This window comes from Bordetella bronchiseptica (assembly GCF_900636925.1).
In the GTDB taxonomy this organism is placed as follows: domain Bacteria; phylum Pseudomonadota; class Gammaproteobacteria; order Burkholderiales; family Burkholderiaceae_B; genus Bordetella; species Bordetella pertussis.
The window spans coordinates 1,595,212-1,611,873 of the sequence record NZ_LR134326.1 but is presented as its reverse complement, the minus strand read 5'-3'; the positions used below and the strand labels follow the sequence as shown (position 1 = coordinate 1,611,873).

The following is a 16,662-nucleotide window of genomic DNA, read 5'->3' as shown; positions in this document are numbered from 1 at the left end:
GCATGTCCGCCACGCTATCGTGCCGGCCCGGCTGCGGCGCCTGCTGCATCGCGCCATCCATTTCGAGCCCCATCCCGGGGATGCCGCAGGGCAAGCCCGCCGGGTCCAGATGCGTGCAGCTCGACGACGACATGCGCTGCCGGATTTTCGGCCATCCCGACCGGCCCGACGTCTGCTCCTCGCTGCAACCGAGCACCGAACTGTGCGCCGACGACCGGGAGCAGGCCATGACCTGGCTGCTGAAACTGGAAGAACTTACCTTGCCGGCGCGCTGAGGGAGCGACACCTGTGGCAAGGGTGCCTGTGTCCCCGGACGGGAGCTGACATCCGCGGCGAGGTGTGCCTGTCCCCACTGGGACAGGCACACCGCAGTGTTGACGGGCGCCGATACCGCAGACGTCAGCCGGCCGCGCGTTCGCGCAACAGGGTTTCGTACAAGGTCTCGTAGCGGGCGGCGACCGCCTCCCAGCTCTGCGCGCGCGCCAGCGCCAGGCCGGCGGCCGACAGCGCGGCGCGCAGGGGCGCGCCATCGCCGATCGCGGCCACCGCGCGCGCCACCTCGGCGCCGTCGCGCGGGTCGCGCAGGATCAGCGCATCACGGCCATCGGCCAGATACTGCGCGAAACCGCAATAATCGGCGCTGCTCACCACCACGGGCAAGCCATGCGACATGGCCTCCAGCGGCGCCATGCCGTAGCTGTCGTTGAGCGTCGGGTGCACGTAGATGTCGGCCGCCTCGTAGTAAGGTGCGACACCCGGCGTGGGGTCGACGAGGCGGACGCGGCCATCGGCCAGCCCGCTGTCGCCGACGCATTGGCGCGCCGGACCATCGGCGCCGACCACCAGCAGGCGGTAGCGGGCCGGCAAGTGCGCCAGCGCCGCCAGCAGCGCCGGCAGCCCCTTGCGCAGCGGGTTGCGCGCCACCAGCAGGCAGACCAGGTCGTCCTCGCCCCAGCCCAGCGCCGCGCGCGTGGCGGCCCGGCGCGCCGGGTCTGACGGCGCGGGCAGCTGGACGCCAGGCGGGATCGTCTCCATGGGCAGGCCCACGCCGTAGGCGTCGCGCATCTGTTCGACGATGAGCTCGGACACCGCCACCACGCGCTTGCCCGGCCGTTGGGCCACGCGGGCCTTTTCCAGCGCGAGGTAGGTGGCCACCCGCGGACTGGTCCAGGCCGTCAGGCGCCGGCGCAGGCCCGGCCGGCACAGCCAGTTGTAGCGCACGGGCGTGACGTGCATGACCTGCACATCGCCCGCTCCCCCGTTCATGTGGGAATGGACGATGTCGAAGCCGGCGCGCGTCAGGCGCGCGGCGCGCCAAGCGAAATACAGCACCCGCAGCCAGCTGGGCAGGCGGCAGCTGACACGCACCGGCAGAAAGGGCAAGGCGAGGTCGCTGTCGTATTCGCGCGCCACCACCGTGACGTCGTGCCGCCGCGCCAGGATCCGCATCAATTCGACGCCATAGGCTTCGGCGCCGCCGAAGCGATTGCCGAACCGGTCGACCAGCAGCGCAATACGCAAACGCCGCTTATCCGCGGCGGCGCCTGTCTTCATAGCCGGTCAGGGTTTTTTGCAGGAAGCGCAGCAAGTGGGTCGAGCGCGAAACCGTGACGCGCGGCAGGCCGTAGGGATCGTCGGCGGCCGAGGCCAGCCCGCGCACGGTCAGGGTCGCGTTGTCGTAGCCGGCCTCGCGCGCCATGGCGCGATGCTCGTCCGTGTGGTCGCCATAGGGATAGCAGAAAGCCGTCACCGGCGCGCCCAGCACCTGTTCGAGTTCGTCCTTGGACTGGCAGATCTGGCGCCGCGCTTCGTCGGCGGCCATGCGCGGCAGGTGCACGTGGTCCAGCGTGTGGGAACCGACCTCGTTGCCGGCCTGGTGCCACTCGCGCATTTCCTGTGCGTTCATGAGCGCCGAGAACGGGATGCCTTTTTCGAGATCCCACACGTTGCCGCCATCGAGCTGGTGGGCCACGAAATAGTTGGTGGCGGTAAAGCCCAGTTCGCCCAGCACGGGCATGGCGTTGCGATGCACGTTGCGGTAGCCGTCGTCGAACGTGATGCCGAATACCTTGCCGCTGCGCTCTCCGCGCACATAGGGCATCAGGTCGCGCATCGACAGGCCCCGATAGCCAAAGCGCCGCAGCCAGGTCATCTGGCGGCGGAAGCTGGCGGGATGGACCGTCAGTCCGCGATACGGCGTGCCGCGTGGCGCCGGCTCGCCGATCTGGTGGTACATGAGAATGGGGATAGGCATGATGCCGGATTATATGGGGATCGATGCCAGTGAGGCCGGCTCAAGATTCCCGCGATGCTGCCGTTAAGTCGATCAAAAATGACAGACGCGAGCGAGAGCGCCATAATATGTCAAATTGAATCAAATAACGTATAATTATAACAAAATAAGCACCTTGTAAAAAGACCGACGCCGCGACCGGCGCCGCCCCATGCAGAGACCAGCAGTCCCGGCGCGCCATCGGCGCGCGCATCGTTCGAGTCCCCGCCAGCCCGCCCCGCGCCGCGAACGCCTGCCCGATCGCTAGGGCGCCCGCCGCCGCCGTGCCGGACCGCGCGCCCCCCGCGCGCCGCGTCCATGCCCTCCTTCCTGCCTCCGTATTGCCATGACCCGCTTTCTGCAAGCCTGGGTGCCGCTTCTCGTTGCCGGCATCGCCCCGATCTGGATCCAAGCCCGCCTGCATGGCGACTCGTTCTCGCCGCGCGTCTATCTGCTGGGCGTCACCCTGATGCTGGCCTGCGCCCTGTTGTGGCGGCGCGCCTGGACGCGGCTGGCGGCCGTGCTGTTGTGCACGGGCCTGGCGGCGAACCTGGGGCTGGCGCAGTTCTGCTACCAAGCCTATGGCCAGCGCTTCAACTTCGGTTTTGCCTACAGCATCCTGACGACGAACTACGACGAGACCGTCCAGCTGCTCACCCAGCACTGGCGCTCGGCCGCGCTGACCCTGGCGGTGCTGGCGCTGCTGCTGTGGGTGGTGCGGCGCGCCGCGCACGAATTGCCCACGCGCTGGCTGGCCTTGGGCGCGGCCGCCACCGCGCTGGTCTTTTTCGGCTCGTGGCTGCGCTATGAGCTGGCGATGCGCGGCGCGGCGGACGAGTACTACCCGTCGATCGAACGCACGGTTTCGCGTTCGCCGATGTTCAACATGCGCTATTTCATCCAGGCCAGCTACGACCAGTCGCTGCTCGACACGGCGGGCAGGCACCGCGTCACCCACGCGCTGACCCGGCGCGACACCGGCATCGACACCTATGTCGTCGTGGTGGGCGAATCGGCGCGGCGCGCCAACTGGGGGCTGTACGGCTACGCGCGCGACACCACGCCGCGGGCGGCGGCCGAACGCGACCGCATGACGCTGTACACCCAGGCCGCCGCGCCCGCGCCGCTGACCATCATGGCGGTGCCGCTGACCCTGAGCGCGGCCACGGTGGACAGCTACGACCCGCGGCTATTCGGCGACAACGTGGTGGCGCTGGCCGGCGACGCAGGGTTCCGCACTTACTGGCTGAGCAACCAGGCCAGGCTGGGCCGCTACGACACGCCCGTCACGGCCATGGCCAACATGGCCCATTTCAAGACCTGGGCCGACGCGCCGTACGACGAGGCCCTGTTGCCGCTGCTGGACGCGGCGCTGGCCGAGCCGGGCAGGAAAGTGGTCTTCCTGCATATCAATGGCAATCACGACAACTACTGCACGCGCTACCCGGAAACGGCCACGGTGTACCAGGGCGGCGCGCCCTACGAGGACTGCTACGACAATTCGATCCGCTATGTGGACGCGCTGCTGGGCGCGGTGATGGACCGGCTGCGCGAGCGGCGCGCCTCCTTGCTGTTCTACCCCGACCACGGCCTGGAGCGCCACGAGAGCGTGCTGGGCACGTTCTATCACGGCGGCGTGCGGCCCTCGCGCGAGGCATTCGATATTCCTATGTTCATCTGGAACAGTCCCGCCGCGCCGGCCCCGGCACGGCGCGAATACGACGCGCCCTATTCCACCGAGGACAACTATGGGCTGATCCTGGACTGGCTGGGCGTGGCGACCGGCGTGGACGATTGCAAGCACCGTCCCGCCGCCCCGGCTTGCGCGGGCCGGCCGGTACGGGTGATCGACGCCAAGCGCGACGTTTATGCATACGCCGACCTGGCGCCGCACCCGGACGGCCGCCGCCCGGCCACGCCCCCGCGGGTGGGACCGCGCGATCAGGCGCTCAACGTGCGCTGATAGACGGCCAGCGTGGCCTGCGCGAAATCGCGCAGGCCGAACTCGCGCTCGGCCGTGGCGCGCGCCTGGCGGCCCATCTCGGCCAGCCGCTCCGGCTGCTCCAGCATCTCGCGCAACACCGCCGCGATGGCCGGCACGTCGCGCACCGGCACGACCCAGCCATCCCGGCCCGCGGTAATGTTCTCGGGCAGCCCGCCGGCGTTGCTGGCCAGCACCGGCCTGCCCAGCGCCATCATTTCGCGGCAGGCGAACGACAGGGCCTCGCGGTACGACAGCACATAGCCCGCATCGCAGGCGCCCAGCGCCTCGCGCACGTCGTCGAGCAGCCCGGGAAACACCATCTGGTCCTGCATGCCGTGTTCGCGCACGCGATCCAGCTTGGCCTGGTTGGGCGGATCGCCCGCCACCAGGATGCGGACGCGCTCGCGTAGCGGCGCGGGCAGGCTGCCCGCGGCAGCCACCAGGTCGAGCCAGCCCTTGTCGTAATCGGTGCCCCCCGCGCTGCCCAGCAGCAGCCGGCCCCGCCAGTCCGGGCCGAAATAGCGCTCGCGCCATTGCGCGGCGGTCGCGGCGTCGGGCGGCGCGTAGTAATCGGTGTCGATGCCGTGGCGCACGGTGGTGATGGGATGGCGGCTGTACGGCGAATCGGCCAGCAGGCCGTGCACATAGGCGCTGACCGCGATGCTGTGATCGGTGGCCAGCGTGGCGCGCAGGCGATTGCCCAGGCTGCCCAGCGGATGATCGTTGTGCTTGGTGAAGACGATGCGCGGACGGCGGCGCAGCCCCAGCGTGGCCAGCATGACCTGCTTGTGGTCGGCCGAGCCGTTGCAATGGATGATGTCGTAGCCGCCCTCGGCGATCAGCCGGCGCAGCGCCGCCCGGTCATGGAACCAGGACGACAGCCGCGTGGTGTACTGCATGTCCACCACCTCGACGCCGGGAATCTCTCGCGCATAGCGGTACAGCCGGCTGGTGCCGGGCACCGCCACGGTCAGGGCGTGCCCGGGCGCCAGCGCGCGCGCCAGGTTGATGACATAGGTGACATGGCCGCCGCCGTTGCGGCCATGGAAATTGGTGTACAGGATCTTCACTTGCGCGGCTCGGACAGGAACATCAGCTTGGCATAGCGGAAGAAGCTGCCGGCGGCGGCCGTCACGGCCAGGACCAGCCCGTGGCGCCCATCCAGGAAGCCGCGGCGGATCAGGTAGATGCGCACGAAGGTCCAGAAGCCATGGCCCAGCGCCGAGAACACCGTGGCGCGCTTGCCGCGCGCATGCATCATCGCGGCCGCATCCGAGGAATAGCGATTGACCTTGGCGATGAGGGCGTCGAAATTGTTGTACGGGTAGTGCAGGAAGTGCCCGCGCAGGCGCGCGGGCTGGCCCTGCGCCGGCACGACGCGCTCGTGCACGGCCGCATCGGTAAACCGCGCGCTGCCGCGCCGGAACAGGCGCAGCACGTAATCGGGCCACCAGCCGCTGTGACGGATGAAGCGGCCGCAGAAATCCGACAGCCGGGCGATTTCGTAGCAATCGGCCGTGGCGCCGGCCATGGCGGCCTGGATCTCGCTCGCCAGCTCGGGCGTGACGCGCTCGTCGGCATCGATGGACAGCACCCAGTCGCCCGTGGCCAGGTCCAGGGCACGGTTCTTCTGCGGTCCGAATCCCGGCCAGTCCGGCGTGACCTCGACGCGCGCGCCGAAATCGCGCGCCAGCTCGACGGTGTTGTCGGTGCTGCCCGAATCGACCACGATGAACTCGTCGGCGAAGGCCACCGACTCCAGGCATGCCAGGATGTTGGCCGCTTCGTTCTTGGTAATGATGATGACCGACAGCGTCATGCGCGCCTCCTCAGCTTTTTCTTCCAGGCCTTCCAGGCGTGATAGCGCGGGCCGATCCAGGGATGGCGCGCCAGCCAGATGCGGCGGTTGAGCCAGCCGCCGGCGCGGTTGCGCACCGCGAAGCGGTATATGTGTGCGGGATCGCCGCCCGGGACGTTCTGGCCCAGGGCGTCGGTGGTGTAGAGATGGCGAAAGCCGGCGTCGCGCGCCGCCTGCACATAGTCGGCGTCGAAATAGCCCTGGGGCCAGCACAGGTGGTCGCTGACCTCGCCCAGCCGGGCCTGCAGCGCCCGGCGCGAATCGGCCAGCTCCTGGGCGATATGGGCGCGCTTGGCGGCGACGTCGGGGCCGCACTGCTTGTCCCAGCGCGTATGGGTATGGGTGTGCGAATGCACCTCGAAGGTGCCCGCCGCCAGCATGGCCTGCACTTCGCTCCAGCGCAGCATGACCTCGTCGGCGCGTCCGGCGGCGATCAGGCGCTTGCTTTCGTCGTGGTCGGGCGCGGGCGGCAGCGGCCCGTCCTGCCCGGCGCAGGGCCGCGCCGGACCATCGCCCAGCAGGCCGGTGATCAGGAACAGCACGGCCTTCATGCCGTGGCGCTGCAGGATCGGGTGGGCATACACCCAGTTGTTCAGGTATCCGTCGTCGAAGGTGATCAGCACCGATTTCTCGGGCACCGGGGCGCCGTCCAGGTAGGCGGCGAACTCGGCCGTACCCAGCGAGCGGTAGCCGGCCCGCGCCAGCGCGGCGATCTGCCGTTCGAACACCTCGGGCGTGGCGGCGATCATGCCGCCGGCCGGGGTGACGTGGTGGTACATCAGCACCGGGACATTGGGCGCGTTACGCATGGCCGCGCTCCGCCAGCCACTGCCGGTAGATGGCCTCGGTGCGCTCGGCCAGCCGTTCGGGCGCGAAGACCTTTTCGTCGCGCACCATGCGCCGGCCGGCCTCGCCCATGCGGCGCCGCAACGCGCGGTCGTCGATCAGGCGGCGCAGCGCGGCGCCCAGCGCCGCCGGGTCGTCCACCGGCACCAGGATGCCGGTCTCGCCATCGCGCATCATCTCGGACACGCCGCCCACGTCGGTGCCGACGACCGGCAGGCCACAGGCTTCGGCCTCGACATAGACGGTGCCCGAAGCCTCCTGGCGGGTGGCCAGGGCGAACAGGTCGAAACCGGCCAGCAGGTTGGGGACGTCGTTGCGCGTGCCCATCAGGTGGATGCGCGCCTGCAGGCCCAGTTCGGCCACGTAGGCCTGGGTCTGCTCGAACACCGGCGAGCCGCCGCCGACGAACACCAGGTGCAGGTTGGCACGCTCGGCCATCAGCGGCCGCATGGCGTCGATGAGTTCGCGGTGCCCCTTGGTGGCGCGCATCACCGCCACGCAGCCGACCACGATATCGTCGGCCGCCAGGCCCAGCTCGCCGCGCAGGGTCGAGTGTTCGATGGGAGGCGGCAGCACGATGGGCGAATACACCGTGGCGATATGGCCGGCGGGTACGCCGCGTTCGATGAGGTGCTGGCGCACGTGGTCGCTGACCGTGGTGACGCGGTGCGGCAGCCCGGTATAGGACCAGAGCGAGCCGACCTTGTTGGACAGGTGGCGGGTACGCACGATCAGCGGCGTGCCCGCCAGCCGGCCGGCGGCCGCGGCGATCACGGTATCGCGCCGGCTGTGCGTGTTCAGCACGTCGTAGCGGCCCTGGCGCAGCAGGCGGCGCAGGCTCAGCACGCCGCGCAGGTAATTGCGCGGCCCGTCCATTTCCAGCGTGTGCACGGTGAAGCCGGCCTCGGCCAGGCGGCGCGCCAGCTGGGCCTGCGGCTGGCAGATCGCCTCCATGTGATGGCCGCGCTCGCGCATGGCCGTCATTTCCTTGAAGATGCGCCCTTCCTGGCCGCCGAAACTGGTGGCGGCTTCGGAATGCACGATACGCAATGGCCGCATCAGTAGGTAACCTCGACGCCGTCGGGCTTGGCCCAGTCGTTCAGGTTCTCGAGCAGCGTGTCGGCCATGCGCACGCGCCAGTCTTCGCCCAGCCGCACCGTGCACAGGAAATTGTTCCTGCGGTAGACCACGTCGACCGGCACGCCGGGCACGCCGTTCTCGGGCTCGGCCCGGAACGGGTTGAGCAGCTGGCGCAGGCGCGCCGCGTCGGCCTGGCCGTTGAGCCGGATGCGCAGCGACTTGGCGCGCGCCTCGCGCGCCAGCTGCAGGTCGTACAGCTGCTCGGCCACGATGCGCATGCCGCCGGAGTACTCGTCGTTGCTGACCTTGCCCTGCACCACCAGCAACTGGTCTTCGCGCAGGCGGCCGCGGTGCTTCTCGTACAGCTCGTTGAACACCGAGATCTCGATCTGCGCCGTGCCGTCGTCGAGCACGGCGAACACCATCTTGCCGCGCCGCGTCATCATGGTGCGCACGCCGGCCAGCACCCCGCACATCCATTGCAGGTCGCGCTGCGGCTCCAGGCGCGCCAGCTGCATGGGCACGATGCGGCGCACCTCGTCGCGCCAGGCGTCGAACAGGTGGCCGCTGAAGTAATAGCCCAGCGCCGTCTTTTCCTCGGTCAGCGTGGTGTGCAGGTTCCAGGGCGCGACCTTGGTCAGCTCGCCGGCGACCACGTCGCCGCTGTCGTCGCCGAACAGCGACGACTGGTTGGCGCTGCGCGCGGCCTGCTCGGCCGCCTCCATCGCCGTACCGACCGAGGCCAGCATGGCGGCGCGGTTGGGTTCGATGGTATCGAACGCGCCGGCCTTGATCAGGGCCTCGATGGTGCGCCGGTTGACCGCGTGCTTGCTGACGCGGCGGCAGAAGTCGAACAGATTGGCGAACGGGCCGCCCTCCTGGCGCGCGCGCAGGATTTCCTCGACCGCGCCCTGCCCGGTGCCTTTGACCGCGCCCAGGCCGTAGCGCATGGTGCGCGGCGGTTTGCCCTGCTCGGTGTGCTTGTCCGCCACCGGTTCGAAGCGATAGCCCGAGGCGTTGACATCGGGCGGCAGCACCTCGACGCCGTTGTCCTGGGCGTCGCGCACGAAGATCTGCACCTTGTCGGTATCGTCCATGTCGGACGACAGCGTGGCGGCCAGGAACTCGGTGGGATGGTAGGCCTTCAGCCATGCGGTCTGGTAGGCGATCAGCGCATAGGCGGCCGAGTGCGACTTGTTGAAGCCGTAGCCCGCGAACTTCTCCATCAGGTCGAACAGCTTGACCGCCAGGTCGGGATCATGCCCCTTCTCGCGCGCGCCCTGCTCGAACAGTTCGCGGTGCTTGGCCATTTCCTCGGGCTTTTTCTTGCCCATGGCGCGCCGCAGCAGGTCGGCGCCGCCCAGCGAGTAGCCGCCGATGATCTGCGAGATCAGCATCACCTGTTCCTGGTAGACGATGACCCCGTACGTGCTGCGCAGGGTGCCTTCCAGGTCCGGGTGGAAATAATCGACCGCGGCGCGGCCGTGCTTGCGGTTGACGAAATCGTCCACCATGCCGGATTCGAGCGGCCCCGGCCGGTACAGGGCCAGCATGGCGATGATGTCTTCGAAAGTGCTGGGGCGCAGCTTCTTGAGCAGCTCTTTCATGCCGCGCGATTCAAGCTGGAACACCGCGGTCGTGTTGGCGTCGCACAGCACCTTGTACGCGGCCTGGTCGTCCAGCGACAGGGCCATGACGTCGAAGTCGCGCTTGTCGGCATTGAACTGGCGCACGAAGCGCACCGCCCAGTCCAGGATGGTCAGGTTGCGCAGGCCCAGGAAGTCGAACTTCACCAGGCCGGCCGCCTCGACGTCGTCCTTGTCGAACTGGGAGACCGCGCTGTTCTCCTGGCCGGGCTGGCAATACAGCGGGCAGAAATCGGTCAGCTTGCCCGGCGCGATGAGCACCCCGCCGGCGTGCATACCGATGCTGCGCGTCAGGCCTTCGAGCGGGCGCGCCAGGTCGACCAGGGCGCGCACTTCCTCTTCCTGCTCGTAGCGGTCCTTGAAGGCCGGCTCGTCCTTGAGCGTGCGCTCCAGCGTCCACGGGTCGGCCGGGTTGAACGGGATCAGCTTGGACAGGGCATCGCAGAACAGGTAGGGCATGTCCAGCACGCGGCCGGCGTCGCGCACCACCGCCTTGGCGCCCAGGGTGCCGAAGGTGGCGATCTGGCTGACCGCCTCGCGCCCGTACTTCATCTTGACGTAGTCGATGACCCGTTCGCGGTTGTCCTGGCAGAAGTCGATATCGAAGTCAGGCATCGACACCCGCTCCGGATTCAGGAAGCGCTCGAACAGCAAGTCGTAGCGGATCGGATCCAGGTCGGTAATGCCCAGCGCGTAGGCCACCAGCGAGCCGGCGCCCGAGCCCCGCCCCGGCCCGACCGGAACGCCGTTGTTCTTGCCCCAGTTGATGAAGTCCTGCACGATCAGGAAGTAGCCGGGAAAGCCCATCTGGATGATGGTCTTGCACTCCCAGCGCAGGCGTTCGTAGTACTGGTCGCGCTTGGCGTTGCGCTCGGCCTCGTCGGGGAACAGGAACTGCAGGCGCTTTTCCAGGCCTTCCTCGGACAGCTGGACCAGGTAGTCGTCCAGCGTCACGCCGTCCGGCGTGGGGAAGTTCGGCAGGCGCGGCTTGCCCAGCACCAGGGTCAGGTTGCAGCGCCGCGCGATCTCGACCGTATTGGCCAGCGCCGAGGGCACGTCGGCGAAGCGGCGCGCCATTTCCTCGGAACTGAGCAGGTATTGGTCCTGCGTGTAGCGCCGCACCCGCCGCGGATTGGCGAGGATCTCGCCTTCGGCGATGCACACGCGCGCCTCGTGCGCCTGGAACTCGTCGCGGTCCAGGAACTGCACCGGATGGGTGGCCACCACCGGCAGCCCCGCCTCGGCGGCCAGCCGCATGGCGGCCTGGGTATAGGTTTCGTCGCCGTCGAAGCCGGCGCGCTGCAATTCGATGTAGTACGAACCCGGAAACAGCTGGCCCCACTGGCGCGCCAGCGACAGCGCCGTGACGGCATTGCCGGCTTCCAGCGCCTGGCCGACGTCGCCGCCGCGCGCGCCCGACAGCACGATCAGCCCTTCCTGGCCCTGCAGCCATTCGCGGCGCACCTCGGCGCGCCCCTTGTACTGATTCTCCAGGAACGAGCGCGTCAGCAGCTCGCACAGGTTGAGGTAGCCCTGGTGGTTGCGCACCAGCAGCAGGAGACGGAACGGCTTTTCGCGGTCATCGTCGTTGGTCAGCCAGACATCGCTGCCGGCCACCGGCTTGACCCCGGCGCCGCGCGCGCCCTTGTAGAACTTGATCAGGCCGAAGATGTTCGACAGGTCTGTCAGCGCCACGGCCGGCTGGCCCAGCTTGGCCACGCGCTTGATCAGATCGGAGATGCGCACGATGCCATCCGAGACGGAGAACTCGGAATGGACGCGCAAATGTACAAATGGGGGCGGGTTTGTTACGGCTTCGGACATGTCCGGAATTGTACCCAGTCGGGGCAGCCGCCGGCACGATTTCGCCCCCCTTCCGGGCCCGCTGGGCAGCCGCCTGTGTAACAATACCTGATTACCGATTTATCCCACGGATGCCGCAACGGCGTCCTCTGCGCACCATGAAATGGCTGATCCCGGGCCTATGGCTGGCCTCTATCCTGTTTGCCCACTTCCGCGGCCGCGTGCGGCTGTCGCTGTCGCGCCAGATGCTGGACCACTCCGTGCTGCTGGCGCCGGTCAATGCCTTCATGGTGCTGACCTCGCGCGTGCCCACCACCCCGTACCTGACCACCAGCGAAATCCCCGAGCTGAAGGTGCTGGACGACAACTGGGAAACCATTCGCGATGAAGCCCTGAAAATGGCCGAGCTGCGCCGCATCAAGGCCGCCGAGCGCCATGACGACATCGGCTTCAACTCGTTCTTCAAATATGGCTGGAAACGCTTCTACCTGAAGTGGTACGACGCCCGCCACCCCTCCGCCGAGGAGCTCTGCCCCAAGACCGTGGCCATCCTCAAGAGCCTGCCCAAGGTCAAGGCGGCCATGTTCGCCGAGCTGCCGCCGGGCGGCAAGCTGAACCCGCACCGCGACCCTTTCTCGGGATCGCTGCGCTACCACCTGGGCCTGGCCACGCCCAACGACGACCGCTGCTACATCGCCGTCGACGGCGAAAGCTACAGCTGGCGCGATGGCGAAAGCGTGGTGTTCGACGAAACCTATGTGCACGAAGCGCACAACAAGAGCGAAGGCAACCGCATCATCCTGTTCTGCGACGTCGAGCGTCCGCTCAAATGGCGCTGGGCCGAGGCCTTCAACCGCTGGTTCGGCCGCGTGGTCATGTCGGCCGCCAGCTCGCCCAACGACGCCGGCGACCAGACCGGCGCCATCAACAAGCTGACCCACGCGCACTGGGTCATCGACCAGAAGCGCAAGCAGTTCAAGGCCTGGAACCGCACCGTCTACAAAGCCACCAAGTGGGGCCTGATCGCCCTGGTGGCCATCGGCTTCCTGGCACTCTAACCACCCGGGTGCCTGTCCCCGCAGGGGGACTGGCACCCGCTGACTTGGCGCCTGTCCCCGCAGCGGGACTGGCACCCGCTGACTTGGCGCCTGTCCCCGCAGGGGGACTGGCACCCGCAAACTCTCGGGGTGCCTGTCCCCGCAGGGACAGGCACCCGTGGGACGGCCCCCCTACCGCCGCAACGACTCCCAGGCCTTCATCAGGCGCTTGACCGACACCGGCATGGGGGTGCGCAATTCCTGGGCGAACAGGGCGACCCGCAGTTCTTCCAGCAGCCAGCGGAATTCGTCCAGGCGCGGATCGGGCGCGCCCTTGAGCGCGCTGCGCGCGCGCTGGTACTGGGTGAGGATGGGCGCCATCTCGCCCATCAGGCGGGCGTCGCGCGCCGGATCGGCGCGCAGCTTATCGATGCGCGCCACCGCCGCCTTGAGATAGCGCGGATAGTGCGCCAGCTGCGCGTAAGGCGTGTCGCGCACGAACCATTTCGGCATCAGCACGCCCAGTTGCTGCTGCAGGTCGGCGTAGGCCGCCGCGTGCGGCCTGGCCTGCGGCAGCTTGCGCTGCAGGGCGCCGTATTCGGCCAGGATGGCGTGCGCCATGCGCGCCACCTCCTGCGCCAGCAAACCCAGCCTGCCCTTGCCCTCCTGGCGGCGCGCCTCGAACTGCTGCTCATTGACCGGCCAGGGCTCGGCCAGGCAGGCCTGCGCCAGCGCGCAATCGATGATCTGGTCGCGCAGCTCTTCCTGCGTGCCCAGGGCCATGTACAGCATGCTCATCTTCGTCAGGTCGGCCAGGTTCTTTTCCAGGAACTTGACCTGCTCGCGCAAGGCCAGCCGGAACAGCCGCAGCAGGCCGGCACGATGGTGGCGGCGCGCCTCGTCGGGATCGTCGAACACGTCGAGATCGCAATGCGCGCCCCGATCGACCAGCGCCGGGTAGCCGATGACGGACTGCCCGCCGCGCTTGATCTCCATGATCTCGGGCAAGGGGCCGAACGACCAGGACGTCAGGTTTTCGTGCGCCAGCGCTTGCGCCACGTCCGAATCGCGCGCCGCCAGTTGCTGGAAGGTCGCCTGGGCCTGCTTGCCCAATTCGGCCTTGAGCTGCGCCAGATTGCGCCCGGCGGCCAGCATCCGGCCATGCTCGTCGACCACCTTGAAGTTCATGAACAGGTGCGCCGGCAGCGTTTCCAGCTTGAAGTCGCCGGGCGCCGGGCGCACCTGTACCTGGTCCCACATGTCGGCGATCAGCGCATCGACCAGGCCCTGCTGGGGGTCGGCCTGGCGCTCGTACCAGCGTTCGTAGAAGCCCGCCGCGTAGTCGGGCAGCGGCACGCAATGGCGGCGCAGCTTCTGCGGCAGCGACTTGAGCAGCAGGTGGGCTTTTTCCTTGAGCATGCCCGGCACCAGCCATTCGCAGCGCTGCGCGTCGAGCTGGTTGAGCGCGAACAGGGGCACCGACAGCGTGACGCCGTCGCGCGGCGAGCCCGGCTCGAAGTGATAGTCCAGCGGCATCGCCACGCCCTGCCACTCGACTTTCTTGGGAAACACGTCGGTGGTCACGCCGGCCGCCTCGTGGCGCATCAGTTCGTCGCGCGTAAGCAGCAGGCGCGCGGCGGCGGCCTTGTCCAGCCCGTTTACCCACTTTTCCAGGCTGGCGGTCTGCGAAATGTCGGCCGGCAACTGGCGGTCGTAGAACGCGTAGATCAGCTCGTCGTCGACCAGGATGTCGGGCCGGCGCGTTTGGTGCTCCAGCTTCTCGATGCCGGCGATCAGCTTGCGGTTGTGCGCCACGAACGGCAGCCGGGTGTCGATCTCGCCGGGCACCAGGGCCTGGCGGATGAACAGTTCGCGGGCGTGCTGCGGGTTGATGCGGCCGTAGTGCACCCGCCGGCCGTTGTACACCAGCAGGCCATACAGGGTGGCGCGCTCGTTGGCGACCACCTGCCCGGCTTTTTTCTCCCAGCGCGGGTCGGACCAGTTGCGGCGCAGCAGGTGCGCGGCGGCGCGCTCCAGCCATACCGGCTCGATGCGCGCCACGCAGCGCGCGTAAAGGCGCGTGGTTTCCACCAGTTCGGCGGCGACGATCCAGCGCCCGGCCTTCTTGACCAGGCGCGAGCCGGGATGGATGTGGAAACGGATCTCGCGCGCGCCGTGGTACTGGCCGCCCTCTTCGCCCTTGAAACCGATATTGCCCAGCAAGCCCGACAGCAGCGCCATGTGCAGCTGCTCGTAGGTGGCCTCGCTCTGGTTCAGGCGCCAGCCCTGCTCGCCCACCAGCGCGGCCAACTGGGTATGCACGTCGTGCCATTCGCGCAGGCGCACCGGCGACAGGAAGTTCTGGCGCAGCAGCGCCACCAGCTTGCGCTGCGATGCCTTGTGCTGCACCTGCTCGCCATACCAGCGCCACAGCTTCAGGAACGACAGGAATTCGGACTTGTCGTCGGCGAACTTGGCGTGCGCGCTTTCGGCCGCCTCGCGCTCGGCCATCGGGCGGTCGCGCGGATCCTGCACCGACAATGCGGCGGCGATGATGAGCATCTCGGCCAGGCACTGCTGTTCGCGCGCGGCCAGGATCATGCGGCCGATGCGCGGGTCCACCGGCAGCTTGGCCAGCTCCTGGCCGGTGCGGGTCAGGCGAAACGCCGCGCCGCCACCGCCCGCCTCGGCGGCCTCGCCGTCGCCGGCCAGCTCGATGGCGCCCAGCTCCTGTAGCAGGTGGTAGCCATCGGCCACGGCGCGCCCCGGCGGCGCCTCGACGAACGGAAACTGCTCGATGTCGTCCAGCTTGAGCGACTTCATGCGCAGGATCACCGACGCCAGCGAGGAGCGCAGCACCTCCGGGTCGGTGAACGGCGCGCGGGCGTTGAAATCGGTCTCGTCGTAGAGGCGGATGCACAGGCCCGGGCCGATCCGGCCGCAACGGCCGGCGCGCTGGTTGGCCGAGGCGCGGCTGACCGGCTCGATGCGCAACTGTTCGACCTTGTTGCGCCAGGAGTAGCGCTTGACGCGCGCCAGCCCGCTGTCGACCACGAAGCGGATGCCCGGCACGGTCAGCGAGGTTTCGGCCACGTTGGTGGCCAGCACCACCCGCCGCGCATTGCCGCGCGGGTGGAAGATCTGTTCCTGCTCGGCCTGCGACAGCCGCGCACACAGCGGCAGCACTTCGGTGCCGACCGGATGGCGTTTGCGCAGCGCCTCGGCCGACTCGCGGATTTCGCGCTCGCCCGGCAGGAACACCAGCACGTCGCCGGGACCGTGGCGCGCGCACTCGTCGACCGCGTCGACGATGGCGTCGATCAGGTCGCGCTCTTCGTCGCCGGCGCTGCGTTCACGCCCGCCCTTGGCGGGCGCGGCGGCCGCTTCGTCGGACATGGGCGGCTGCACCGGGCGGTAGCGCACTTCCACCGGATACAGGCGCCCCGACACCTCGATGACGGGCGCCGGACGCTCGGGGCCGGCGGCGAAATGCCGCGCGAAACGCTCGGCGTCGATGGTGGCCGAGGTGATGATGACTTTCAGGTCGGGCCGGCGCGGCAGCAGCTGCTTGAGGTAGCCGAGCAGGAAGTCGATGTTCAGGCTGCGCTCGTGCGCCTCGTCGATGATGATGGTGTCGTAGCGGCGCAGCAGCGGATCGCGCTGCGACTCGGCCAGCAGAATGCCGTCGGTCATCAGCTTGATCGAGGCGTTCGGGCCGGTGCGGTCGTTGAAGCGCACCTGGTACCCCACCACTTCGCCCATCGGCGTGCGCAGCTCTTCGGCGATGCGCTTGGCCACCGAGGTGGCCGCCAGGCGGCGGGGCTGGGTATGGCCGATCATCTTGCGCCGGCCGCGCCCCAGCTCCAGGCAGATCTTGGGCAGCTGGGTCGTCTTGCCCGACCCCGTCTCGCCGCTGACGATGACCACCTGGTGGGCGGCGATGGCGCGCGCGATTTCCTGGCGCCGCGCGCTGACCGGCAGGTCTTCGGGATAGGAAATCGCGGGGATGGGCCGCTCGGGGCGCGGCTCGGAGCGCGCGGCGGCCGCGCGCTCGGGCGGACGGGAGGCTTCTGGCATTGACGAAATATCCGTTGAACCCGGCATTATAGGAGGCGCCGGCCAACCGGAAACCCGCG

The 16,662-nt window shown here is 68.8% G+C and carries 11 protein-coding genes; 3 read left to right on the top strand and 8 right to left on the bottom strand.

Going from position 1 to position 16,662, the window contains the following annotated elements; all coding sequences use genetic code 11:
• Positions 1-2: 2 nt before the first annotated feature.
• A complete protein-coding gene (locus EL288_RS07540) occupies positions 3-275 on the top strand; it encodes a YkgJ family cysteine cluster protein (RefSeq protein ID WP_003813217.1) in 273 nt (90 codons plus the stop codon).
• A 124-nt stretch (positions 276-399) separates the two neighbouring features.
• Here the strand turns inward: EL288_RS07540 and EL288_RS07535 are convergent, their stop codons facing one another.
• Positions 400-1,521, bottom strand: coding sequence for a glycosyltransferase family 4 protein (locus tag EL288_RS07535; RefSeq protein WP_003813219.1), 1,122 nt, complete (start codon positions 1,519-1,521; stop codon positions 400-402).
• 7 nt (positions 1,522-1,528) lie between these two features.
• Complete coding sequence (locus tag EL288_RS07530; protein ID WP_003813221.1) at positions 1,529-2,254, bottom strand: polysaccharide deacetylase family protein; 726 nt, start codon at positions 2,252-2,254, stop codon at positions 1,529-1,531.
• Between the two features lie 364 nt (positions 2,255-2,618).
• On the opposite strand from EL288_RS07530, the gene EL288_RS07525 reads away from it, so the two are divergent.
• Entirely contained in the window at positions 2,619-4,235 is a 1,617-nt protein-coding gene (locus EL288_RS07525) for a phosphoethanolamine transferase (RefSeq protein WP_033458445.1), read from the top strand.
• Here the strand turns inward: EL288_RS07525 and EL288_RS07520 are convergent.
• Genes EL288_RS07520 through dnaE form a run of 5 tightly spaced genes read right to left on the bottom strand, consistent with a single transcriptional unit; the run spans position 4,214 to position 11,510 of the window.
• The gene (locus tag EL288_RS07520) at positions 4,214-5,326 is read right to left on the bottom strand and encodes a glycosyltransferase family 4 protein (RefSeq protein ID WP_003813224.1); all 1,113 of its coding nucleotides are present in this window, start codon (positions 5,324-5,326) and stop codon (positions 4,214-4,216) included. The genes EL288_RS07525 and EL288_RS07520 overlap by 22 nt on opposite strands.
• Complete coding sequence (locus tag EL288_RS07515) at positions 5,323-6,075, bottom strand: glycosyltransferase family 2 protein (RefSeq protein ID WP_003813226.1); 753 nt, start codon at positions 6,073-6,075, stop codon at positions 5,323-5,325. Before EL288_RS07515 ends, EL288_RS07520 begins: the two co-directional genes overlap by 4 nt.
• A complete protein-coding gene (locus EL288_RS07510) occupies positions 6,072-6,923 on the bottom strand; it encodes a polysaccharide deacetylase family protein (RefSeq protein ID WP_010926808.1) in 852 nt (283 codons plus the stop codon). Before EL288_RS07510 ends, EL288_RS07515 begins: the two co-directional genes overlap by 4 nt.
• Complete coding sequence (locus EL288_RS07505) at positions 6,916-8,019, bottom strand: glycosyltransferase family 4 protein (RefSeq protein WP_003816230.1); 1,104 nt, start codon at positions 8,017-8,019, stop codon at positions 6,916-6,918. The genes EL288_RS07510 and EL288_RS07505 overlap by 8 nt, the downstream gene beginning before the upstream one ends.
• Entirely contained in the window at positions 8,019-11,510 is a 3,492-nt protein-coding gene (dnaE, locus tag EL288_RS07500) for a DNA polymerase III subunit alpha (protein WP_003813231.1), read from the bottom strand. The genes EL288_RS07505 and dnaE overlap by 1 nt, the downstream gene beginning before the upstream one ends.
• Before the next feature lie 137 nt (positions 11,511-11,647).
• Between dnaE and lpxO the strand changes: the two genes are divergently transcribed.
• The gene (lpxO, locus tag EL288_RS07495; protein ID WP_023995005.1) at positions 11,648-12,547 is read left to right on the top strand and encodes a lipid A hydroxylase LpxO; all 900 of its coding nucleotides are present in this window, start codon (positions 11,648-11,650) and stop codon (positions 12,545-12,547) included.
• Positions 12,548-12,718: 171 nt separating this feature from the next.
• Here lpxO and hrpA read toward each other — a convergent pair whose 3' ends face one another.
• Positions 12,719-16,603: an ATP-dependent RNA helicase HrpA gene (hrpA, locus tag EL288_RS07490; RefSeq protein WP_126621906.1), complete on the bottom strand. Its 3,885-nt coding sequence runs from the start codon at positions 16,601-16,603 to the stop codon at positions 12,719-12,721.
• Positions 16,604-16,662 lie beyond the last annotated feature (59 nt).

Bases quoted from the DNA above. Each gene is read 5' to 3' on its own strand.
- EL288_RS07540 (WP_003813217.1), top strand. From the start codon at position 3: ATGTCCGCCACGCTATCGTGCCGGCCCGGCTGCGGCGCCTGCTGCATC.
- EL288_RS07530 (WP_003813221.1), bottom strand. From the start codon at position 2,254: ATGCCTATCCCCATTCTCATGTACCACCAGATCGGCGAGCCGGCGCCA.
- EL288_RS07525 (WP_033458445.1), top strand. From the start codon at position 2,619: ATGACCCGCTTTCTGCAAGCCTGGGTGCCGCTTCTCGTTGCCGGCATC.
- EL288_RS07515 (WP_003813226.1), bottom strand. From the start codon at position 6,075: ATGACGCTGTCGGTCATCATCATTACCAAGAACGAAGCGGCCAACATC.
- EL288_RS07510 (WP_010926808.1), bottom strand. From the start codon at position 6,923: ATGCGTAACGCGCCCAATGTCCCGGTGCTGATGTACCACCACGTCACC.
- EL288_RS07505 (WP_003816230.1), bottom strand. From the start codon at position 8,019: ATGCGGCCATTGCGTATCGTGCATTCCGAAGCCGCCACCAGTTTCGGC.
- dnaE (WP_003813231.1), bottom strand. From the start codon at position 11,510: ATGTCCGAAGCCGTAACAAACCCGCCCCCATTTGTACATTTGCGCGTC.
- lpxO (WP_023995005.1), top strand. From the start codon at position 11,648: ATGAAATGGCTGATCCCGGGCCTATGGCTGGCCTCTATCCTGTTTGCC.
- hrpA (WP_126621906.1), bottom strand. From the start codon at position 16,603: ATGCCAGAAGCCTCCCGTCCGCCCGAGCGCGCGGCCGCCGCGCGCTCC.